We start from the raw sequence: 21,287 nt of genomic DNA on the forward strand, positions 1-21,287 counted from the left end.
GGGCTTACCAATATGGGCCAGAATTGCTGACCAGTTATCGTGAGAGTAATTCATCGGCACGTTAAATCATATCAGGCGTAATACCACAACCCTTAAGTTAGCGCTTATGGGATCACTCCCCGCCGTTGCTCTTACTCGGATTCGTAAGCCGTGAAAACAGCAACCTCCGTCTGGCCAGTTCGGATGTGAACCTCACAGAGGTCTTTTCTCGTTACCAGCGCCGCCACTACGGCGGTGATACAGATGACGATCAGGGCGACAATCATCGCCTTATGCTGCTTCATTGCTCTCTTCTCCTTGACCTTACGGTCAGTAAGAGGCACTCTACATGTGTTCAGCATATAGGAGGCCTCGGGTTGATGGTAAAATATCACTCGGGGCTTTTCTCTATCTGCCGTTCAGCTAATGCCTGAGACAGACAGCCTCAAGCACCCGCCGCTATTATATCGCTCTCTTTAACCCATTTTGTTTTATCGATTCTAATCCTGAAGACGCCTCGCATTTTTGTGGCGTAATTTTTTAATGATTTAATTATTTAACTTTAATTTATCTCTTCATCGCAATTATTGACGACAAGCTGGATTATTTTTGAAATATTGGCCTAACAAGCATCGCCGACTGACAACAAATTAATTATTACTTTTCCTAATTAATCCCTCAGGAATCCTCACCTTAAGCTATGATTATCTAGGCTTAGGGTCACTCGTGAGCGCTTACAGCCGTCAAAAACGCATCTCACCGCTGATGGCGCAAATTCTTCAATAACTCGTAAAAAACGAATTATTCCTACACTATAATCTGATTTTAACGATGATTCGTGCGGGGTAAAATAGTAAAAACGATCTATTCACCTGAAAGAGAAATAAAAAGTGAAACATCTGCATCGATTCTTTAGCAGTGATGCCTCGGGAGGCATTATTCTTATCATTGCCGCTATCCTGGCGATGATTATGGCCAACAGCGGCGCAACCAGTGGATGGTATCACGACTTTCTGGAGACGCCGGTTCAGCTCCGGGTTGGTTCACTCGAAATCAACAAAAACATGCTGTTATGGATAAATGACGCGCTGATGGCGGTATTTTTCCTGTTAGTCGGTCTGGAAGTTAAACGTGAACTGATGCAAGGATCGCTAGCCAGCTTACGCCAGGCCGCATTTCCAGTTATCGCCGCTATTGGTGGGATGATTGTGCCGGCATTACTCTATCTGGCTTTTAACTATGCCGATCCGATTACCCGCGAAGGGTGGGCGATCCCGGCGGCTACTGACATTGCTTTTGCACTTGGTGTACTGGCGCTGTTGGGAAGTCGTGTTCCGTTAGCGCTGAAGATCTTTTTGATGGCTCTGGCTATTATCGACGATCTTGGGGCCATCATTATCATCGCATTGTTCTACACTAATGACTTATCGATGGCCTCTCTTGGCGTCGCGGCTGTAGCAATTGCGGTACTCGCGGTATTGAATCTGTGTGGTGCACGCCGCACGGGCGTCTATATTCTTGTTGGCGTGGTGTTGTGGACTGCGGTGTTGAAATCGGGGGTTCACGCAACTCTGGCGGGGGTAATTGTCGGCTTCTTTATTCCTTTGAAAGAGAAGCATGGGCGTTCTCCAGCGAAGCGACTGGAGCATGTGTTGCACCCGTGGGTGGCGTATCTGATTTTGCCGCTGTTTGCATTTGCTAATGCTGGCGTTTCACTGCAAGGCGTCACGCTGGATGGCTTGACCTCCATTCTGCCATTGGGGATCATCGCTGGCTTGCTGATTGGCAAACCGCTGGGGATTAGTCTGTTCTGCTGGTTGGCGCTGCGTTTGAAACTGGCGCATCTGCCTGAGGGAACGACTTATCAGCAAATTATGGTGGTGGGGATCCTGTGCGGTATCGGTTTTACTATGTCTATCTTTATTGCCAGCCTGGCCTTTGGTAGCGTAGATCCAGAACTGATTAACTGGGCGAAACTCGGTATCCTGGTCGGTTCTATCTCTTCGGCGGTAATTGGATACAGCTGGTTACGCGTTCGTTTGCGTCCATCAGTTTGACAGGACGGTTTACCGGGGAGCCATAAACGGCTCCCTTTTCATTGTTATCAGGGAGAGAAATGAGCATGTCTCATATCAATTACAACCACTTGTATTACTTCTGGCATGTCTATAAAGAAGGTTCCGTGGTTGGCGCAGCGGAGGCGCTTTATTTAACTCCACAAACCATTACCGGACAGATTCGAGCGCTGGAAGAGCGCCTGCAAGGCAAATTATTTAAACGCAAGGGACGTGGTCTCGAACCCAGCGAGCTGGGAGAACTGGTCTATCGCTATGCCGATAAAATGTTCACCTTAAGCCAGGAAATGCTGGATATTGTGAACTATCGCAAAGAATCCAATTTATTGTTTGACGTTGGCGTGGCTGATGCACTTTCCAAACGCCTGGTCAGTAGCGTACTTAACGCCGCAGTGGTAGAAGGCGAGCCCATTCATCTTCGCTGCTTCGAATCCACCCACGAAATGCTGCTGGAGCAATTAAGTCAGCATAAACTGGATATGATCATTTCTGACTGTCCGATAGACTCTACGCAGCAGGAAGGCCTGTTCTCCGTGAGAATTGGCGAATGTGGCGTGAGTTTCTGGTGTACAAATCCACCACCAGAAAAACCGTTCCCGGCTTGTCTGGAAGAACGGCGACTTTTGATTCCTGGGCGACGTTCAATGTTAGGGCGCAAATTGCTTAACTGGTTTAACTCCCAGGGATTAAACGTAGAAATCCTCGGCGAGTTTGATGATGCCGCTTTGATGAAAGCTTTTGGTGCGATGCACAATGCAATCTTCGTTGCCCCAACGCTTTATGCATATGACTTTTATGCCGATAAAACTGTCGTAGAAATTGGTCGCGTCGAGAATGTGATGGAAGAGTACCATGCTATTTTTGCTGAGCGGATGATTCAGCACCCGGCGGTACAGCGAATCTGCAATACGGATTATTCTGCGCTTTTTAGTCCAGCGGTGCGTTAATCGGCAGCTCCCCCAAAGTTAAGGTGGGGGAGATAGATTAGTTGTACATTACCACGATTTTGACTCGGCTCATTATTTGCCCGCTTGAGACATTGTTTCCATATGTACGCGGGCGAATAAATAGAGGAATCTGATTACTTCCTTCATGGGGATGCTGAAAAGAGTAGTAATTGCTGGTAATGACTCCAACTTATTGATAGTGTTTTATGTTCAGATAATGCCCGATGACTTTGTCATGCAGCTCCACCGATTTTGAGAACGACAGCGACTTCCGTCCCAGCCGTGCCAGGTGCTGCCTCAGATTCAGGTTATGCCGCTCAATTCGCTGCGTATATCGCTTGCTGATTACGTGCAGCTTTCCCTTCAGGCGGGATTCATACAGCGGCCAGCCATCCGTCATCCATATCACCACGTCAAAGGGTGACAGCAGGCTCATAAGACGCCCCAGCGTCGCCATAGTGCGTTCACCGAATACGTGCGCAACAACCGTCTTCCGGAGACTGTCATACGCGTAAAACAGCCAGCGCTGGCGCGATTTAGCCCCGACATAGCCCCACTGTTCGTCCATTTCCGCGCAGACGATGACGTCACTGCCCGGCTGTATGCGCGAGGTTACCGACTGCGGCCTGAGTTTTTTAAGTGACGTAAAATCATGTTGAGGCCAACGCCCATAATGCGGGCTGTTGCCCGGCATCCAACGCCATTCATGGCCATATCAATGATTTTCTGGTGCGTACCGGGTTGAGAAGCGGTGTAAGTGAACTGCAGTTGCCATGTTTTACGGCAGTGAGAGCAGAGATAGCGCTGATGTCCGGCGGTGCTTTTGCCGTTACGCACCACCCCGTCAGTAGCTGAACAGGAGGGACAGCTGATAGAAACAGAAGCCACTGGAGCACCTCAAAAACACCATCATACACTAAATCAGTAAGTTGGCAGCATCACCTACCTCAATGTGTATCACAATATCCATATTCTTTGTGGGGGAGTCTGGAGATTGAGTAGATATTCTTGTTCAGAATGTATCAGCCGATGGTTCTACGATTCTTAAGCCACGAAGAGTTCAGATAGTACAACGGCATGTCTCTTTTGACTATCTGGCAACCGGCAGTGTGTTCTCTCACGCATCACAAAAGCAGCAGGCATAAAAAAACCCGCTTGCGCGGGCTTTTTCACAAAGCTTCAGCAAATTGGCGATTAAGCCAGTTTGTTGATCTGTGCAGTCAGGTTAGCCTTATGACGTGCAGCTTTGTTTTTGTGGATCAGACCTTTAGCAGCCTGACGGTCCACGATCGGTTGCATTTCGTTAAATGCTTTCTGTGCAGCAGCTTTGTCGCCAGCTTCGATAGCTGCGTATACTTTCTTGATGAAAGTACGCATCATAGAGCGACGGCTTGCGTTGTGCTTACGAGCCTTTTCAGACTGAATGGCGCGCTTCTTAGCTGATTTGATATTAGCCAAGGTCCAACTCCCAAATGTGTTCTATATGGACAATTCAAAGGCCGAGGAATATGCCCTTTTAGCCTTCTTTTGTCAATGGATTTGTGCAAATAAGCGCCGTTAATGTGCCGGCACTCGTTACGTAGTGATGGCGCAGGATTCTACCAGCTTGCGGGGTGTGAATACAGCTTTTCCGCGATAAAAATTGCAGCAGGCGGTCAGTTTCTTCCCGTGATTTGCGCCATGGCAATGAAAAGCCACTTCTTTCTGATTTCGGTACTCAATCGCCGGTTAACCTTGACCGCTGTACAAGGTATACTCGGACGATTTTCACTGTTTTGAGCCAGACATGAAGCTGATACGCGGCATACATAATCTCAGCCAGGCCCCGCAAGAAGGGTGTGTGCTGACTATTGGTAATTTCGACGGCGTGCATCGCGGTCATCGCGCGCTGTTACAGGGCTTGCAGGAAGAAGGGCGCAAGCGCAACTTACCGGTGATGGTGATGCTTTTTGAACCTCAACCACTGGAACTGTTTGCTACCGATAAAGCCCCGGCAAGACTGACCCGGCTGCGGGAAAAACTGCGTTACCTTGCAGAGTGTGGCGTTGATTACGTGCTGTGCGTGCGTTTCGACAGGCGTTTCGCGGCGTTAACCGCGCAAAATTTCATCAGCGATCTTCTGGTGAAGCATTTGCGCGTAAAATTTCTTGCCGTAGGTGATGATTTCCGCTTTGGCGCTGGTCGTGAAGGCGATTTCTTGTTATTACAGAAAGCTGGCATGGAATACGGCTTCGATATCACCAGTACGCAAACTTTTTGCGAAGGTGGCGTGCGCATCAGCAGCACCGCCGTGCGTCAGGCCCTTGCGGATGACAATCTGGCTCTGGCAGAGAGTTTACTGGGGCACCCGTTTGCCATCTCCGGGCGTGTAGTCCACGGTGATGAATTAGGGCGCACTATAGGTTTCCCGACGGCGAATGTACCGCTGCGCCGTCAGGTTTCCCCGGTGAAAGGGGTTTATGCGGTAGAAGTGCTGGGCCTCGGTGAAAAGCCGTTACCCGGCGTGGCAAACATCGGAACACGCCCAACGGTTGCCGGTATTCGCCAGCAGCTGGAAGTGCATTTGTTAGATGTTGCAATGGACCTTTACGGTCGCCATATACAAGTAGTGCTGCGTAAAAAAATACGCAATGAGCAGCGATTTGCGTCGCTGGACGAACTGAAAGCGCAGATTGCGCGTGATGAATTAACCGCCCGCGAATTTTTTGGGCTAACAAAACCGGCTTAAGCCTGTTATGTAATCAAACCGAAATACGGAACCGAGAATCTGATGAGTGACTATAAATCAACCCTGAATTTGCCGGAAACAGGGTTCCCGATGCGTGGCGATCTCGCCAAGCGCGAACCCGGAATGCTGGCGCGTTGGACTGATGATGATCTGTACGGCATCATCCGTGCGGCTAAAAAAGGCAAAAAAACCTTCATTCTGCATGATGGCCCTCCTTATGCGAATGGCAGCATTCATATTGGTCACTCGGTTAACAAGATTCTGAAAGACATTATCGTGAAGTCCAAAGGGCTTTCCGGTTATGACTCGCCGTATGTGCCTGGCTGGGACTGCCACGGTCTGCCGATCGAGCTGAAAGTCGAGCAAGAATACGGTAAGCCGGGTGAGAAATTCACCGCCGCCGAGTTCCGCGCCAAGTGCCGCGAATACGCGGCGACCCAGGTTGACGGTCAACGCAAAGACTTTATCCGTCTGGGCGTGCTGGGCGACTGGTCGCACCCGTACCTGACCATGGACTTCAAAACTGAAGCCAACATCATCCGCGCGCTGGGCAAAATCATCGGCAACGGTCACCTGCACAAAGGCGCGAAGCCAGTTCACTGGTGCGTTGACTGCCATTCTGCGCTGGCGGAAGCGGAAGTTGAGTATTACGACAAAACTTCTCCGTCCATCGACGTTGCTTTCCAGGCAGTCGATCAGGATGCACTGAAAGCAAAATTTGCCGTAAGCAACGTTAACGGCCCAATCTCGCTGGTAATCTGGACCACCACGCCGTGGACTCTGCCTGCCAACCGCGCAATCTCTATTGCACCAGATTTCGACTATGCGCTGGTGCAGATCGACGGTCAGGCCGTGATTCTGGCGAAAGATCTGGTTGAAAGCGTAATGCAGCGTATCGGCGTGACCGATTACACCATTCTCGGCACGGTAAAAGGTGCGGAGCTTGAGCTGCTGCGCTTTACCCATCCGTTTATGGGCTTCGACGTTCCGGCAATCCTCGGCGATCACGTTACCCTGGATGCCGGTACCGGTGCCGTTCACACCGCGCCTGGCCACGGCCCGGACGACTATGTGATCGGTCAGAAATACGGCCTGGAAACCGCTAACCCGGTTGGCCCGGACGGCACTTATCTGCCGGGCACTTATCCGACGCTGGATGGCGTGAACGTCTTCAAAGCGAACGACATCGTCGTTGCGCTGCTGCAGGAAAAAGGCGCGCTGCTGCACGTTGAGAAAATGCAGCACAGCTATCCGTGCTGCTGGCGTCACAAAACGCCGATCATCTTCCGCGCGACGCCGCAGTGGTTCGTCAGCATGGATCAGAAAGGTCTGCGTGCGCAGTCACTGAAAGAGATCAAAGGCGTGCAGTGGATCCCGGACTGGGGCCAGGCGCGTATCGAGTCGATGGTTGCTAACCGTCCTGACTGGTGTATCTCCCGTCAGCGCACCTGGGGTGTACCGATGTCACTGTTCGTGCACAAAGACACGGAAGAGCTGCATCCGCGTACCCTTGAACTGATGGAAGAAGTGGCAAAACGCGTTGAAGTCGATGGCATCCAGGCGTGGTGGGATCTCGATGCGAAAGAGATCCTCGGCGACGAAGCTGATCAGTACGTGAAAGTGCCGGACACATTGGATGTATGGTTTGACTCCGGATCTACCCACTCTTCTGTTGTTGACGTGCGTCCGGAATTTGCCGGTCACGCAGCGGACATGTATCTGGAAGGTTCTGACCAACACCGCGGCTGGTTCATGTCTTCCCTAATGATCTCCACCGCGATGAAGGGTAAAGCGCCGTATCGTCAGGTACTGACCCACGGCTTTACCGTGGATGGTCAGGGCCGCAAGATGTCTAAATCCATCGGCAATACCGTTTCGCCGCAGGATGTGATGAACAAACTGGGCGCGGATATTCTGCGTCTGTGGGTGGCATCAACCGACTACACCGGTGAAATGGCCGTTTCTGACGAGATCCTGAAACGTGCTGCCGATAGCTATCGTCGTATCCGTAACACCGCGCGCTTCCTGCTGGCAAACCTGAACGGTTTTGATCCAGCAAAAGATATGGTGAAACCGGAAGAGATGGTGGTACTGGATCGCTGGGCCGTAGGTTGTGCGAAAGCGGCACAGGAAGACATCCTCAAGGCGTACGAAGCATACGATTTCCACGAAGTGGTACAGCGTCTGATGCGCTTCTGCTCCGTTGAGATGGGTTCCTTCTACCTCGACATCATCAAAGACCGTCAGTACACCGCCAAAGCGGACAGTGTGGCGCGTCGTAGCTGCCAGACTGCGCTATATCACATCGCAGAAGCGCTGGTGCGCTGGATGGCACCAATCCTCTCCTTCACCGCTGATGAAGTGTGGGGCTACCTGCCGGGCGAACGTGAAAAATACGTCTTCACCGGTGAGTGGTACGAAGGCCTGTTTGGCCTGGCAGACAGTGAAGCGATGAACGATGCGTTCTGGGACGAGCTGTTGAAAGTGCGTGGCGAAGTGAACAAAGTCATTGAGCAAGCGCGTGCCGACAAGAAAGTGGGTGGCTCGCTGGAAGCGGCAGTAACCTTGTATGCAGAACCGGAACTGTCGGCGAAACTGACCGCGCTGGGCGATGAATTACGATTTGTCCTGTTGACCTCCGGCGCTACCGTTGCAGACTATAACGACGCACCTGCTGATGCTCAGCAGAGCGAAGTACTCAAAGGGCTGAAAGTCGCGTTGAGTAAAGCCGAAGGTGAGAAGTGCCCACGCTGCTGGCACTACACCCAGGATGTCGGCAAGGTGGCGGAACACGCAGAAATCTGCGGCCGCTGTGTCAGCAACGTCGCCGGTGACGGTGAAAAACGTAAGTTTGCCTGATGAGTCAATCGATCTGTTCAACAGGGCTACGCTGGCTGTGGCTGGTGGTAGTCGTGCTGATTATCGATCTGGGCAGCAAATACCTGATCCTCCAGAACTTTGCTCTGGGGGATACGGTCCCGCTGTTCCCGTCGCTTAATCTGCATTATGCGCGTAACTATGGCGCGGCGTTTAGTTTCCTTGCCGATAGCGGCGGCTGGCAGCGTTGGTTCTTTGCCGGTATTGCGATTGGTATTAGCGTGATCCTGGCAGTGATGATGTATCGCTCGAAGGCCACGCAGAAGCTAAACAATATCGCTTACGCGCTGATTATTGGCGGCGCGCTGGGCAACCTGTTCGACCGCCTGTGGCACGGCTTCGTTGTCGATATGATCGACTTCTACGTCGGCGACTGGCACTTCGCCACCTTCAACCTTGCCGATACTGCCATCTGTGTCGGTGCGGCACTGATTGTGCTGGAAGGTTTTTTGCCTTCTAGAGCGAAAAAACAATAATAAACCCTGCCGGATGCGATGCTGACGCATCTTATCCGGCCTACAGATTGCTGCGAAATCGTAGGCCGGATAAGGCGTTTACGCCGCATCCGGCAAAAATCCTTAAATATAAGAGCAAACCTGCATGTCTGAATCTGTACAGAGCAATAGCGCCGTCCTGGTGCACTTCACGCTAAAACTCGACGATGGCACCACCGCCGAGTCTACCCGCAACAACGGTAAACCGGCGCTGTTCCGCCTGGGTGATGCTTCTCTTTCTGAAGGGCTGGAGCAACACCTGTTGGGGCTGAAAGTGGGCGATAAAACCACCTTCTCGTTGGAGCCAGATGCGGCGTTTGGCGTGCCGTCACCGGACCTGATTCAGTACTTCTCCCGCCGTGAATTTATGGATGCAGGCGAGCCAGAAATTGGCGCAATCATGCTTTTTACCGCAATGGATGGCAGTGAGATGCCTGGCGTGATCCGCGAAATTAACGGCGACTCCATTACCGTTGATTTCAACCATCCGCTGGCCGGGCAGACCGTTCATTTTGATATTGAAGTGCTGGAAATCGATCCGGCACTGGAGGCGTAACATGCAGATCCTGTTGGCCAACCCGCGTGGTTTTTGTGCCGGGGTAGACCGCGCTATCAGCATTGTTGAAAACGCGCTGGCCATTTACGGCGCACCGATATATGTCCGTCACGAAGTGGTACATAACCGCTATGTGGTCGATAGCTTGCGTGAGCGTGGGGCTATCTTTATTGAGCAGATTAGCGAAGTACCGGACGGCGCGATCCTGATTTTCTCCGCACACGGTGTTTCTCAGGCGGTACGTAACGAAGCAAAAAGTCGCGATTTGACGGTGTTTGATGCCACCTGTCCGCTGGTGACCAAAGTGCATATGGAAGTCGCCCGCGCCAGTCGCCGTGGCGAAGAATCTATTCTCATCGGTCACGCCGGGCACCCGGAAGTGGAAGGGACAATGGGCCAGTACAGTAACCCGGAAGGGGGAATGTATCTGGTCGAATCGCCGGACGATGTGTGGAAACTGACGGTCAAAAACGAAGAGAAGCTCTCCTTTATGACCCAGACCACGCTGTCGGTGGATGACACGTCTGATGTGATCGACGCGCTGCGTAAACGCTTCCCGAAAATTGTCGGTCCGCGCAAAGATGACATCTGCTACGCCACGACTAACCGTCAGGAAGCGGTACGCGCCCTGGCAGAACAGGCGGAAGTTGTGTTGGTGGTCGGTTCGAAAAACTCCTCCAACTCCAACCGTCTGGCGGAGCTGGCCCAGCGTATGGGCAAACGCGCGTTTTTGATTGACGATGCGAAAGACATCCAGGAAGAGTGGGTGAAAGAGGTTAAATGCGTCGGCGTGACTGCGGGCGCATCGGCTCCGGATATTCTGGTGCAGAATGTGGTGGCACGTTTGCAGCAGCTGGGCGGTGGTGAAGCCATTCCGCTGGAAGGCCGTGAAGAAAACATTGTTTTCGAAGTGCCGAAAGAGCTGCGTGTCGATATTCGTGAAGTCGATTAAGTCATTAGCAGCCTAAGTTATGCGAAAATGCCGGTCTTGTTACCGGCATTTTTTATGGAGAAAACATGCGTTTACCTATCTTCCTCGATACTGACCCCGGCATTGACGATGCCGTCGCCATTGCCGCCGCGATTTTTGCACCCGAACTCGACCTGCAACTGATGACCACCGTCGCGGGTAATGTCTCGGTTGAGAAAACTACCCGCAATGCCCTGCAACTGCTGCATTTCTGGAATGCGGAGATTCCGCTCGCCCAAGGGGCCGCTGTGCCACTGGTACGCGCACCGCGTGATGCGGCATCTGTGCACGGCGAATCGGGAATGGCTGGCTACGACTTTGTTGAGCACAACCGAAAGCCGCTCGGGATACCGGCGTTTCTGGCGATTCGGGATGCCCTGATGCGTGCACCAGAGCCTGTTACCCTGGTGGCCATCGGCCCGTTAACCAATATTGCGCTGTTACTTTCACAATGCCCGGAATGCAAGCCGTATATTCGCCGTCTGGTGATCATGGGTGGTTCTGCCGGACGCGGCAACTGTACGCCAAACGCCGAGTTTAATATTGCTGCCGATCCAGAAGCTGCTGCCTGTGTCTTCCGCAGTGGTATTGAAATCGTCATGTGCGGTTTGGATGTCACCAATCAGGCAATATTAACTCCTGACTATCTCTCTACACTGCCGCAGTTAAACCGTACCGGGAAAATGCTTCACGCCCTGTTTAGCCACTACCGTAGCGGCAGTATGCAAAGCGGCTTGCGAATGCACGATCTCTGCGCCATCGCCTGGCTGGTGCGCCCGGACCTGTTCACTCTCAAACCCTGTTTTGTGGCAGTGGAAACTCAGGGCGAATTTACCTCAGGCACGACGGTGGTTGATATCGACGGTTGCCTGGGCAAGCCAGCCAATGTACAGGTGGCATTGGATCTGGATGTGAAAGGCTTCCAGCAGTGGGTGGCTGAGGTGCTGGCTCTGGCGTCGTAACCTGTCACATGTTATTGGCATGCAGTCATTCATCGACTCATGCCTTTCACTGATATCCCTCCCTGTTTATCATTAATTTCTAATTATCAGCGTTTTTGGCTGGCGGCGTAGCGATGCGCTGGTTACTCTGAAAACGGTCTATGCAAATTAACAAAAGAGAATAGCTATGCATGATGCAAACATCCGCGTTGCCATCGCGGGAGCCGGGGGGCGTATGGGCCGCCAGTTGATTCAGGCGGCGCTGGCATTAGAGGGCGTGCAGTTGGGCGCTGCGCTGGAGCGTGAAGGATCTTCTTTACTGGGCAGCGACGCCGGTGAGCTGGCCGGAGCCGGGAAAACAGGCGTTACCGTGCAAAGCAGCCTCGATGCGGTAAAAGATGATTTTGATGTGTTTATCGATTTTACCCGTCCGGAAGGTACGCTGAACCATCTCGCTTTTTGTCGCCAGCATGGCAAAGGGATGGTGATCGGCACTACGGGGTTTGACGAAGCCGGTAAACAGGCGATTCGTGACGCCGCCGCCGATATTGCGATTGTCTTTGCCGCCAATTTTAGCGTTGGCGTTAACGTCATGCTTAAGCTGCTGGAGAAAGCAGCCAAAGTGATGGGTGACTACACCGATATCGAAATTATTGAAGCACATCATAGACATAAAGTTGATGCGCCGTCAGGCACCGCACTGGCAATGGGAGAGGCGATCGCCCACGCCCTTGATAAAGATCTGAAAGATTGCGCGGTCTACAGTCGTGAAGGCCATACCGGTGAACGTGTGCCTGGCACCATTGGTTTTGCCACCGTGCGTGGAGGTGACATCGTTGGCGAACATACCGCGATGTTTGCCGATATTGGCGAGCGTCTGGAGATCACCCATAAGGCGTCCAGCCGCATGACATTTGCTAACGGTGCGGTAAGATCGGCTTTGTGGTTGAGTGGTAAGGAAAGTGGTCTTTTTGATATGCGAGATGTGCTTGATCTCAATAATTTGTAACCACAAAATGTTTATGATGATGCAAAAATAACACATTTAATTTATTGATCATAAAGGGCTTTAATTTTTAGCCCTTTTATTTTTGGTATTATGTTTTTAAATTTCATGTAAGTGCTAAAAATTACACGTTTTGTCTTCTGTTTTTGTTGTTTTAATGTAAATTTTGACCATCTGGTCCACTTTTTTCTGCTCATTTTTATTTCATGCAATCTTCTTGCTGCGCAAGCGTTTTCCAGAACGGGTTATATGATCTTTTTGTCGCTTAATGTCTGTAAAACATGCATGAGCCACAAAATAATATAAAAAATCCCGCCATTAAGTTGACTTTTAGCGCCCATATCTCCAGAATGCCGCCGTTTGCCAGAAATTCGTCGGTAAGCAGATTTGCATTGATTTACGTCATCATTGTGAATTAATATGCAAATAAAGTGAGTGAATATTCTCTGGAGGGTGTTTTGATTAAGTCAGCGCTATTGGTTCTGGAAGACGGAACCCAGTTTCACGGTCGGGCCATAGGGGCAACAGGTTCGGCGGTTGGGGAAGTCGTTTTCAATACTTCAATGACCGGTTATCAAGAAATCCTCACTGATCCTTCCTATTCTCGCCAAATCGTTACTCTTACTTATCCCCATATTGGCAATGTCGGCACTAATGACGCCGATGAAGAATCTTCTCAGGTACATGCACAAGGTCTGGTGATTCGCGACCTGCCGCTGATTGCCAGCAACTTCCGTAATACCGAAGACCTCTCTTCTTACCTGAAACGCCATAACATCGTGGCGATTGCCGATATCGATACCCGTAAGCTGACGCGTTTACTGCGCGAGAAAGGCGCACAGAATGGCTGCATTATCGCAGGCGATAACCCGGATGCGGCGCTGGCGTTAGAAAAAGCCCGCGCGTTCCCAGGTCTGAACGGCATGGATCTGGCAAAAGAAGTGACCACCGCAGAAGCCTATAGCTGGACACAAGGGAGCTGGACGTTGACCGGCGGCCTGCCAGAAGCGAAAAAAGAAGACGAGCTGCCGTTCCACGTCGTGGCTTATGATTTTGGTGCCAAGCGCAACATCCTGCGGATGCTGGTGGATAGAGGCTGTCGCCTGACCATCGTTCCGGCGCAAACTTCTGCGGAAGATGTGCTGAAAATGAATCCAGACGGCATCTTCCTCTCCAACGGTCCTGGCGACCCGGCCCCGTGCGATTACGCCATTACCGCCATCCAGAAATTCCTCGAAACCGATATTCCGGTCTTCGGCATCTGCCTCGGTCATCAGCTGCTGGCGCTGGCGAGCGGTGCGAAGACTGTCAAAATGAAATTTGGTCACCACGGCGGCAACCATCCGGTTAAAGATGTGGAGAAAAACGTGGTGATGATCACCGCCCAGAACCACGGTTTTGCGGTGGATGAAGCAACATTACCTGCAAACCTGCGTGTCACGCATAAATCCCTGTTCGACGGTACGTTACAGGGCATTCATCGCACCGATAAACCGGCGTTCAGCTTCCAGGGGCACCCGGAAGCCAGCCCTGGTCCACACGACGCCGCGCCGTTGTTCGACCACTTTATCGAGTTAATTGAGCAGTACCGTAAAACCGCTAAGTAATCAGGAGTAAAAGAGCCATGCCAAAACGTACAGATATAAAAAGTATCCTGATTCTGGGTGCGGGCCCGATTGTTATCGGTCAGGCGTGTGAGTTTGACTACTCTGGCGCGCAAGCATGTAAAGCCCTGCGTGAAGAAGGTTACCGCGTCATTCTGGTGAACTCTAACCCGGCGACCATCATGACCGACCCGGAAATGGCTGATGCGACCTACATCGAGCCGATTCACTGGGAAGTGGTACGCAAGATTATTGAAAAAGAGCGCCCGGACGCGGTGCTGCCAACGATGGGCGGTCAGACGGCGCTGAACTGTGCGCTGGAGCTGGAACGTCAGGGCGTGTTGGAAGAGTTCGGCGTCACCATGATTGGTGCCACCGCCGACGCGATTGATAAAGCAGAAGACCGCCGTCGTTTCGACGTAGCGATGAAGAAAATTGGTCTCGAAACCGCGCGTTCCGGTATCGCGCACACCATGGAAGAAGCGCTGGCGGTTGCCGCTGACGTGGGCTTCCCATGCATTATTCGTCCATCCTTTACCATGGGCGGTAGCGGAGGCGGTATCGCTTATAACCGCGAAGAGTTTGAAGAAATTTGCGCCCGCGGTCTGGATCTCTCCCCAACCAAAGAGTTGCTGATTGATGAGTCGCTGATCGGCTGGAAAGAGTACGAGATGGAAGTGGTGCGTGATAAAAACGACAACTGCATCATCGTCTGCTCTATCGAAAACTTCGATGCGATGGGCATCCACACCGGTGACTCCATCACTGTCGCGCCAGCCCAAACGCTGACCGATAAAGAATATCAAATCATGCGTAATGCCTCGATGGCGGTGCTGCGTGAAATCGGCGTTGAAACCGGCGGTTCCAACGTCCAGTTTGCGGTTAACCCGAAAAACGGTCGCCTGATTGTTATCGAAATGAACCCGCGCGTGTCGCGTTCTTCCGCGCTGGCGTCGAAAGCCACCGGCTTCCCGATTGCCAAAGTAGCGGCGAAACTGGCGGTAGGTTACACCCTCGACGAGCTGATGAACGACATCACCGGCGGGCGTACTCCGGCCTCCTTCGAGCCGTCTATCGATTACGTGGTTACCAAAATTCCTCGCTTCAACTTCGAGAAATTCGCCGGTGCTAACGACCGTCTGACCACTCAGATGAAATCTGTTGGCGAAGTGATGGCGATTGGTCGCACGCAACAGGAATCCCTGCAAAAAGCATTGCGCGGCCTGGAAGTGGGCGCGACTGGCTTCGACCCGAAAGTGAGCCTGGACGACCCGGAAGCGTTGACCAAAATCCGCCGCGAACTGAAAGATGCAGGCGCAGAGCGTATCTGGTATATCGCCGATGCTTTCCGCGCGGGCCTGTCCGTAGACGGCGTGTTCAACCTGACCAACATTGACCGCTGGTTCCTGGTACAAATTGAAGAGCTGGTGCGTCTGGAAGAGAAAGTCGCAGAAGTGGGCATCACTGGCCTGAACGCTGAATTCCTGCGCCAGCTGAAACGCAAAGGCTTTGCCGATGCGCGTCTGGCAAAACTCGCGGGCGTGCGTGAAGCAGAAATCCGCAAGCTGCGCGACCAGTATGACCTGCACCCGGTTTATAAGCGCGTGGATACCTGTGCGGCAGAGTTCGCCACCGACACCGCTTACATGTACTCCACTTATGAAGAAGAGTGCGAAGCGAATCCGTCTACCGACCGTGAAAAAATCATGGTGCTTGGCGGCGGCCCGAACCGTATCGGTCAGGGTATCGAATTCGACTACTGCTGCGTACACGCCTCGCTGGCGCTGCGCGAAGACGGTTACGAAACCATTATGGTTAACTGTAACCCGGAAACCGTCTCCACTGATTACGACACTTCCGATCGCCTCTACTTCGAGCCGGTAACTCTGGAAGATGTGCTGGAAATCGTGCGTATTGAGAAGCCGAAAGGCGTTATCGTCCAATACGGCGGTCAGACCCCGCTGAAACTGGCGCGCGCGCTGGAAGCGGCTGGCGTACCGGTTATCGGTACCAGCCCGGATGCTATCGATCGTGCAGAAGACCGTGAACGCTTCCAGCATGCGGTTGACCGTCTGAAACTGAAACAACCGGCGAACGCCACCGTTACCGCTATTGAAATGGCGGTAGAGAAGGCGAAAGAGATTGGCTACCCGCTGGTGGTACGTCCGTCTTACGTTCTCGGCGGTCGGGCGATGGAAATCGTCTATGACGAAGCTGACCTGCGTCGCTACTTCCAGACGGCGGTCAGCGTGTCTAACGATGCGCCAGTGTTGCTGGATCATTTCCTTGATGACGCAGTAGAAGTTGACGTGGATGCCATCTGCGACGGTGAAATGGTGCTGATTGGCGGCATCATGGAGCACATCGAGCAGGCGGGCGTGCACTCCGGTGACTCTGCATGTTCGCTACCAGCCTACACTTTAAGTCAGGAAATTCAGGATGTGATGCGCCAGCAGGTGCAGAAACTGGCCTTCGAATTGCAGGTGCGCGGCCTGATGAACGTACAGTTTGCGGTTAAAAACAACGAAGTCTACCTGATTGAAGTTAACCCGCGTGCGGCGCGTACCGTTCCGTTCGTCTCCAAAGCCACCGGCGTACCGCTGGCAAAAGTGGCGGCGCGTGTGATGGCTGGCAAATCGCTGGCTGAGCAGGGCGTAACCAAAGAAGTTATCCCGCCGTACTACTCGGTGAAAGAAGTGGTGCTGCCGTTCAACAAATTCCCGGGCGTTGACCCGCTGTTAGGGCCAGAAATGCGCTCTACCGGGGAAGTCATGGGCGTGGGCCGCACCTTCGCTGAAGCGTTCGCCAAAGCGCAGCTGGGCAGCAACTCCACCATGAAGAAACACGGTCGTGCGCTGCTTTCCGTGCGCGAAGGCGACAAAGAACGCGTGGTGGACCTGGCGGCAAAACTGCTGAAACAGGGTTTCGAGCTGGATGCGACCCACGGCACGGCGATTGTGCTGGGCGAAGCGGGTATCAATCCGCGTCTGGTGAACAAGGTGCATGAAGGTCGTCCGCACATTCAGGACCGCATCAAGAATGGCGAATATACCTACATCATCAACACCACTTCAGGTCGTCGCGCGATTGAAGACTCCCGCGTGATTCGTCGCAGTGCGCTGCAATATAAAGTGCATTACGACACCACCCTGAACGGTGGTTTCGCTACCGCGATGGCGCTGAATGCCGATGCGACTGAAAAAGTAATTTCGGTGCAGGAAATGCACGCGCAGATCAAATAATAGCGTGTCATGGCGGATATTTTTCATCCGCTAATTTGATCGAATAACTAATACGGTTCTCTGATGAGGACCGTTTTTTTTGCCCATTAAGTAAATCTTTTGGGGAATCGATATTTTTGATGACATAAGCAGGATTTAGCTCACACTTATCGACGGTGAAGTTGCATACTATCGATATATCCACAATTTTAATATGGCCTTGTTTAATTGCTTCAAAACGAGTCATAGCCAGACTTTTAATTTGTGAAACTGGAGTTCGTATGTGTGAAGGATATGTTGAAAAACCACTCTACTTGTTAATCGCCGAATGGATGATGGCTGAAAATCGGTGGGTGATAGCAAGAGAGATCTCTATTCATTTCGATATTGAACACAGCAAGGCGGTTAATACCCTGACTTATATTCTGTCGGAAGTCACAGAAATAAGCTGCGAAGTTAAGATGATCCCTAATAAGCTGGAAGGGCGGGGATGCCAGTGTCAGCGACTGGTTAAAGTGGTCGATATCGATGAGCAAATTTACGCGCGCCTGCGCAATAACAGTCGGGAAAAATTAGTCGGCGTAAGAAAGACACCGCGTATTCCTGCCGTTCCGCTCACGGAACTTAACCGCGAGCAGAAGTGGCAGATGATGTTGTCAAAGAGTATGCGTCGTTAATGTCGTTTCGTTGATACCGTGCGACCTGGTCGCCGGATGCGATGCTGGTGCATCTTATACGGCCTACGGTTCCTTTCCAGCCAGGTCGGATAAGGCGTTTACGCCGCATCCGGCAAGATTACCGTTTCGGCGTCACATCCGTCGTCCCCTGCAAACGGGGGCGATTTTCCTCCATTTGCCTCAGTGGCTGCGTTTCATGCAACGATGCATGACAGCGCCCGACAAGATCCTGATACTCTTTGGTATTCAACCGTTTCCAGTGTAACTCGTCGTCACTAACACTGCGTACAGCGCGGGCTGGCGTACCTATCAACAACTGGCGTTTCTCGCCGCTAAAGCCTGCTTTGACAAAGCTCATGGCGGCAACAATGCTCTCTTCGCCAATGACCGCGCCATCCATAATCACGCTGTTCATCCCGACCAATGCATCGCGACCAATCACACAACCATGCAGGATCGCTCCGTGCCCGATATGGCCGTTTTCCCCAACGATGGTGTCAGTGTCGCAGTAGCCATGCATAATGCAGCCATCCTGAATATTGGCTCCCGCTTGCACGATCAACCGCCCGTAGTCACCACGCAGTGAGGCGAGTGGGCCGATGTAGACACCGGCTTCCACAATCACATCGCCAATCAATACTGCACTGGGATGGACAAACGCCGTCGGGTGAACCACCGGAATTAACCCCTCAAAGGCGTAATAGCTCACGGTTGTTAACGTCCTTTCCACACTGGATCGCGCTTCTCGGCAAACGCCAGCGGCCCTTCAATGGCATCTTCCGAATGCAGAACCGACGGATAGTGTTTCAACACGCCGCTGCGAATATAGCGATACGCTTCTTCTATCGGCATTTCGCTGGTGGTGCGGTAGATCTCTTTCAGCGCCGCAATCGCCAGCGGAGCGCTGTTAACCAGCTGCTGCGCCAGTTCGCGGGCGTTATCCATCAGTTCCGCCTGGCTAACCACGCGGTTGACTATCCCCCAACGCAGCGCCTCTTCTGCGCCCATTCGTCTGCCGGTCATCACCATTTCATTGACGATGGCAGGCGGCAGGATCTTCGGCAGACGCAGCACGCCGCCGCTGTCAGGAACGATGCCCAGTTTGGCTTCCGGCAGGGCGAAGCTGGCATTATCGGCACAGACAATAAAATCTGCCGCCAGCGCCAGTTCAAAGCCGCCGCCAAAGGCATAGCCGTTCACAGCGGCGATAACCGGTTTGTCGAGATTGAAAATTTCGGTTAATCCTGCAAAACCACCCGGGCCAAAGTCAGCATCCGGTGCTTCGCCTTCTGCTGCCGCTTTTAAATCCCAGCCCGCGGAAAAGAATTTCTCTCCGGCACCGGTAATAATGGCGACACGTAATTGCGGATCGTCACGGAAATTTAGAAATACTTCGCCCATTTCAAAGCTGGTTTTTGCATCAATAGCATTCGCTTTTGGGCGATCAAGGGTAATTTCCAGAATTGATCCATTGCGGGTCAGATGTAATGATTCACTCATTCCTTTTCTCCATTTTTGCTTTTTCAGGGACGACAACATCCCTGCAAAAAATGCATATTGTTTTAGAGCGTGATTATTAGCTGGCAGGGTAGTTCCCTGCCGTTTCATTTATTTCAGATTCTTTCTAATTATTTTCCCCGAGCAATTACGTGGCAGATCTTTTCTGATCTCCAGATAAGAGGGCACTTTAAATTTCGCCATATTTTGTTCGCAGAAGCGGAAAAATTCCTCTTCGCTCAATGTTTCACCTTCATTCAGCACCACAAATGCTTTGATGGCTTCATCGCGAATCGAATCTTTAATACCCACAACCACGATGTCCTGAATTTTCGGGTGCGCGGCGATAATATTTTCCAGCTCCACGCAGGAGACATTCTCGCCACCGCGTTTGATCATATTGCAGCGGCGATCGACGAAATAAAAAAAGCCCTCTTCGTCGCGGTATCCGGTATCGCCGGTATGTAGCCAGCCATCGGCTTCCAGCACTTTCGCAGTGGCTTTCGGGTTGAGAAAATACTCTTTGAAGATGGTTTTCCCTGGTACGCCTTTAATACAGATTTCACCGATCTCACCTGCCGGGAGCGGGCGATTGTGATCGTCGCGGATCTCCGCTTCGTAGCAAAACCCCGCCCGACCAATCGACGGCCAGCGTCGTTTATCGCCAGGGCGATCGCCGATAATGCCCACAATGGTTTCCGTCATCCCATAAGACGTCAGCAAGCGAACGCCGAAGCGTTCACAAAACGCGTCTTTTTCCTGCTCCGACAGGTTGAGATAAAACATCACTTCCCGCAGGCGGTGTTGCCGATCGTTCGCTGAAGGCGGCTGCACCATCAACGTACGAATCATCATCGGAATACATTCGGTAATGGTGGCACGGTACTTCTGCACCTGTCCCCAGAAGGTGCGGGCGCTGTATTTCTCGACCAGCACAAAGGTGGCCCCGGCAGAAAACGCCGCCATCGCCGCAGTACACTGGCAATCGATATGAAACGCAGGCATTACCGTCAGGTAGACGTCATCGTCACGCAGTGCACATTGCCAGGCGGAGTAATATCCAGCGAAGCGCAGGTTGTAATGGGTAATCACCACCCCTTTCGGTCGGGAGGTGGTGCCGGAGGTGAAGAGAATTTCCGCCGTATCGTCAGTCGATAGCGGCGGTGCATAGCACAAGGTGGCAGGTTGTTGATTTTTCAGTTGAGTAAACGAACTCACGCCATCATCAGCGGGAAGTGCCACATCTGTCAGGCAAATGTGCCGCAACTGAGTGGCATCTTCCTGCTGAATCTGTTGATACATAGGATAAAATTGTGCACTGGTCACCAGCAGGCATGCCTGGCTATTTTGCAGGATCCACGTGCTTTCTTCGCGCAACAGGCGGGCGTTAATCGGCACCATAATCGCGCCAATTTTTGCCAACCCGAACCAGCAAAAGATAAATTCCGGGCAGTTGTCGAGATGTAGAGCAACCTTGTCGCCTTTGCGAATCCCCAGCGTATAAAACAGGTTTGCCGTGCGGTTAATCTCCTGATTTAACTCAAGATAACTATACCGGTTAACGACTCCGCTGCTGGATTCACAAATCAGCGCCGTTTTATGACCGTAAACGTCCGCCAGATCGTCCCACATTTGACGTAGATGTTGTCCGCCAATGATATCCATCGCACCTCTATCCATTGTTGTTCGTTTGTTATTGGGCGGGCGCTAGTCAG

Annotated in this window: 19 protein-coding genes and 1 pseudogene; 13 read left to right on the forward strand and 7 right to left on the reverse strand. The window is 52.1% G+C overall.

The window, feature by feature from the left end; translation table 11 throughout:
- Positions 1-131: 131 nt before the first annotated feature.
- Positions 132-284 (reverse strand): type I toxin-antitoxin system toxin MokC, encoded by a 153-nt coding sequence (gene mokC, locus ACJHWK_RS06025; RefSeq protein ID WP_000809168.1) that lies wholly within the window; start codon positions 282-284, stop codon positions 132-134.
- Between the two features lie 585 nt (positions 285-869).
- Between mokC and nhaA the strand changes: the two genes are divergently transcribed.
- Both nhaA and nhaR read left to right on the forward strand, forming a co-directional pair.
- The gene (nhaA, locus tag ACJHWK_RS06030) at positions 870-2,036 is read left to right on the forward strand and encodes a Na+/H+ antiporter NhaA (RefSeq protein WP_000681354.1); all 1,167 of its coding nucleotides are present in this window, start codon (positions 870-872) and stop codon (positions 2,034-2,036) included.
- Between the two features lie 65 nt (positions 2,037-2,101).
- On the forward strand, positions 2,102-3,001 hold the full coding sequence (nhaR, locus tag ACJHWK_RS06035; RefSeq protein WP_001338226.1) for a transcriptional activator NhaR: 900 nt from the start codon (positions 2,102-2,104) through the stop codon (positions 2,999-3,001).
- Positions 3,002-3,038: 37 nt separating this feature from the next.
- Here the strand turns inward: nhaR and ACJHWK_RS06040 are convergent.
- The 3 genes and pseudogenes from ACJHWK_RS06040 to rpsT form a co-directional block, all read right to left on the reverse strand.
- Positions 3,039-3,176: pseudogene (locus ACJHWK_RS06040) on the reverse strand (fimbrial family protein); the annotation flags it as partial.
- A gap of 15 nt (positions 3,177-3,191) precedes the next feature.
- A protein-coding gene (locus tag ACJHWK_RS06045; RefSeq protein WP_223566431.1) for an IS1-like element IS1A family transposase occupies positions 3,192-3,889 on the reverse strand; the annotation gives its coding sequence in 2 pieces (ribosomal slippage) (positions 3,192-3,640 and positions 3,640-3,889; 699 coding nt in all).
- A gap of 306 nt (positions 3,890-4,195) precedes the next feature.
- Positions 4,196-4,459 (reverse strand): 30S ribosomal protein S20, encoded by a 264-nt coding sequence (gene rpsT, locus ACJHWK_RS06050; protein WP_001274021.1) that lies wholly within the window; start codon positions 4,457-4,459, stop codon positions 4,196-4,198.
- Between the two features lie 102 nt (positions 4,460-4,561).
- Here rpsT and ACJHWK_RS06055 point away from each other — a divergent pair, with 102 nt between their 5' ends.
- The 11 genes from ACJHWK_RS06055 (at position 4,562) to caiF (ending at position 18,075) form a co-directional block, all read left to right on the forward strand.
- Complete coding sequence (locus tag ACJHWK_RS06055; protein ID WP_001300728.1) at positions 4,562-4,780, forward strand: DUF2575 family protein; 219 nt, start codon at positions 4,562-4,564, stop codon at positions 4,778-4,780.
- A 7-nt stretch (positions 4,781-4,787) separates the two neighbouring features.
- Positions 4,788-5,729 carry a bifunctional riboflavin kinase/FAD synthetase gene (gene ribF, locus ACJHWK_RS06060; RefSeq protein WP_000767329.1) on the forward strand — a complete coding sequence of 314 codons (942 nt, stop codon included), beginning with the start codon at positions 4,788-4,790 and terminating at the stop codon, positions 5,727-5,729.
- Between the two features lie 42 nt (positions 5,730-5,771).
- Positions 5,772-8,588 carry an isoleucine--tRNA ligase gene (gene ileS, locus ACJHWK_RS06065; protein ID WP_001286835.1) on the forward strand — a complete coding sequence of 939 codons (2,817 nt, stop codon included), beginning with the start codon at positions 5,772-5,774 and terminating at the stop codon, positions 8,586-8,588.
- Positions 8,588-9,082: a signal peptidase II gene (gene lspA, locus ACJHWK_RS06070; RefSeq protein ID WP_000083372.1), complete on the forward strand. Its 495-nt coding sequence runs from the start codon at positions 8,588-8,590 to the stop codon at positions 9,080-9,082. Before ileS ends, lspA begins: the two co-directional genes overlap by 1 nt.
- 124 nt (positions 9,083-9,206) lie before the next feature.
- Positions 9,207-9,656: an FKBP-type peptidyl-prolyl cis-trans isomerase gene (gene fkpB, locus ACJHWK_RS06075; RefSeq protein WP_000004655.1), complete on the forward strand. Its 450-nt coding sequence runs from the start codon at positions 9,207-9,209 to the stop codon at positions 9,654-9,656.
- A gap of 1 nt (position 9,657) precedes the next feature.
- Positions 9,658-10,608 carry a 4-hydroxy-3-methylbut-2-enyl diphosphate reductase gene (ispH, locus tag ACJHWK_RS06080; protein ID WP_001166395.1) on the forward strand — a complete coding sequence of 317 codons (951 nt, stop codon included), beginning with the start codon at positions 9,658-9,660 and terminating at the stop codon, positions 10,606-10,608.
- Between the two features lie 65 nt (positions 10,609-10,673).
- Positions 10,674-11,588: a ribonucleoside hydrolase RihC gene (rihC, locus tag ACJHWK_RS06085; RefSeq protein ID WP_001239142.1), complete on the forward strand. Its 915-nt coding sequence runs from the start codon at positions 10,674-10,676 to the stop codon at positions 11,586-11,588.
- A 166-nt stretch (positions 11,589-11,754) separates the two neighbouring features.
- Positions 11,755-12,576, forward strand: coding sequence for a 4-hydroxy-tetrahydrodipicolinate reductase (dapB, locus tag ACJHWK_RS06090; RefSeq protein WP_170886329.1), 822 nt, complete (start codon positions 11,755-11,757; stop codon positions 12,574-12,576).
- Between the two features lie 455 nt (positions 12,577-13,031).
- On the forward strand, positions 13,032-14,180 hold the full coding sequence (gene carA, locus ACJHWK_RS06095; protein WP_000597260.1) for a glutamine-hydrolyzing carbamoyl-phosphate synthase small subunit: 1,149 nt from the start codon (positions 13,032-13,034) through the stop codon (positions 14,178-14,180).
- A 17-nt stretch (positions 14,181-14,197) separates the two neighbouring features.
- Positions 14,198-17,419, forward strand: coding sequence for a carbamoyl-phosphate synthase large subunit (gene carB, locus ACJHWK_RS06100; RefSeq protein ID WP_001126371.1), 3,222 nt, complete (start codon positions 14,198-14,200; stop codon positions 17,417-17,419).
- A gap of 260 nt (positions 17,420-17,679) precedes the next feature.
- Complete coding sequence (gene caiF, locus ACJHWK_RS06105) at positions 17,680-18,075, forward strand: carnitine metabolism transcriptional regulator CaiF (protein WP_000333125.1); 396 nt, start codon at positions 17,680-17,682, stop codon at positions 18,073-18,075.
- A gap of 118 nt (positions 18,076-18,193) precedes the next feature.
- Here caiF and caiE read toward each other — a convergent pair whose 3' ends face one another.
- The 3 genes from caiE to caiC all read right to left on the reverse strand — a co-directional run bounded on the left by caiE (position 18,194) and on the right by caiC (position 21,237).
- On the reverse strand, positions 18,194-18,784 hold the full coding sequence (caiE, locus tag ACJHWK_RS06110) for a carnitine operon protein CaiE (RefSeq protein WP_001520450.1): 591 nt from the start codon (positions 18,782-18,784) through the stop codon (positions 18,194-18,196).
- Positions 18,785-18,789: 5 nt separating this feature from the next.
- Complete coding sequence (gene caiD, locus ACJHWK_RS06115; protein WP_020233797.1) at positions 18,790-19,575, reverse strand: crotonobetainyl-CoA hydratase; 786 nt, start codon at positions 19,573-19,575, stop codon at positions 18,790-18,792.
- A 108-nt stretch (positions 19,576-19,683) separates the two neighbouring features.
- Positions 19,684-21,237 (reverse strand): crotonobetaine/carnitine-CoA ligase, encoded by a 1,554-nt coding sequence (gene caiC / locus ACJHWK_RS06120; protein WP_170886342.1) that lies wholly within the window; start codon positions 21,235-21,237, stop codon positions 19,684-19,686.
- Positions 21,238-21,287 lie beyond the last annotated feature (50 nt).

Origin of the sequence: Escherichia sp. WS547 (assembly GCF_046486065.1) — a bacterium.
GTDB classification, from domain to species: domain Bacteria; phylum Pseudomonadota; class Gammaproteobacteria; order Enterobacterales; family Enterobacteriaceae; genus Escherichia; species Escherichia coli.

Excerpts from the sequence above, each read along its gene's own strand:
- mokC (WP_000809168.1), bottom strand. The coding sequence starts at position 284 with ATGAAGCAGCATAAGGCGATGATTGTCGCCCTGATCGTCATCTGTATC.
- nhaR (WP_001338226.1), top strand. The coding sequence starts at position 2,102 with ATGTCTCATATCAATTACAACCACTTGTATTACTTCTGGCATGTCTAT.
- ACJHWK_RS06055 (WP_001300728.1), top strand. The coding sequence starts at position 4,562 with ATGTGCCGGCACTCGTTACGTAGTGATGGCGCAGGATTCTACCAGCTT.
- ribF (WP_000767329.1), top strand. The coding sequence starts at position 4,788 with ATGAAGCTGATACGCGGCATACATAATCTCAGCCAGGCCCCGCAAGAA.
- ileS (WP_001286835.1), top strand. The coding sequence starts at position 5,772 with ATGAGTGACTATAAATCAACCCTGAATTTGCCGGAAACAGGGTTCCCG.
- lspA (WP_000083372.1), top strand. The coding sequence starts at position 8,588 with ATGAGTCAATCGATCTGTTCAACAGGGCTACGCTGGCTGTGGCTGGTG.
- fkpB (WP_000004655.1), top strand. The coding sequence starts at position 9,207 with ATGTCTGAATCTGTACAGAGCAATAGCGCCGTCCTGGTGCACTTCACG.
- ispH (WP_001166395.1), top strand. The coding sequence starts at position 9,658 with ATGCAGATCCTGTTGGCCAACCCGCGTGGTTTTTGTGCCGGGGTAGAC.
- rihC (WP_001239142.1), top strand. The coding sequence starts at position 10,674 with ATGCGTTTACCTATCTTCCTCGATACTGACCCCGGCATTGACGATGCC.
- dapB (WP_170886329.1), top strand. The coding sequence starts at position 11,755 with ATGCATGATGCAAACATCCGCGTTGCCATCGCGGGAGCCGGGGGGCGT.
- carB (WP_001126371.1), top strand. The coding sequence starts at position 14,198 with ATGCCAAAACGTACAGATATAAAAAGTATCCTGATTCTGGGTGCGGGC.
- caiF (WP_000333125.1), top strand. The coding sequence starts at position 17,680 with ATGTGTGAAGGATATGTTGAAAAACCACTCTACTTGTTAATCGCCGAA.
- caiD (WP_020233797.1), bottom strand. The coding sequence starts at position 19,575 with ATGAGTGAATCATTACATCTGACCCGCAATGGATCAATTCTGGAAATT.
- caiC (WP_170886342.1), bottom strand. The coding sequence starts at position 21,237 with ATGGATATCATTGGCGGACAACATCTACGTCAAATGTGGGACGATCTG.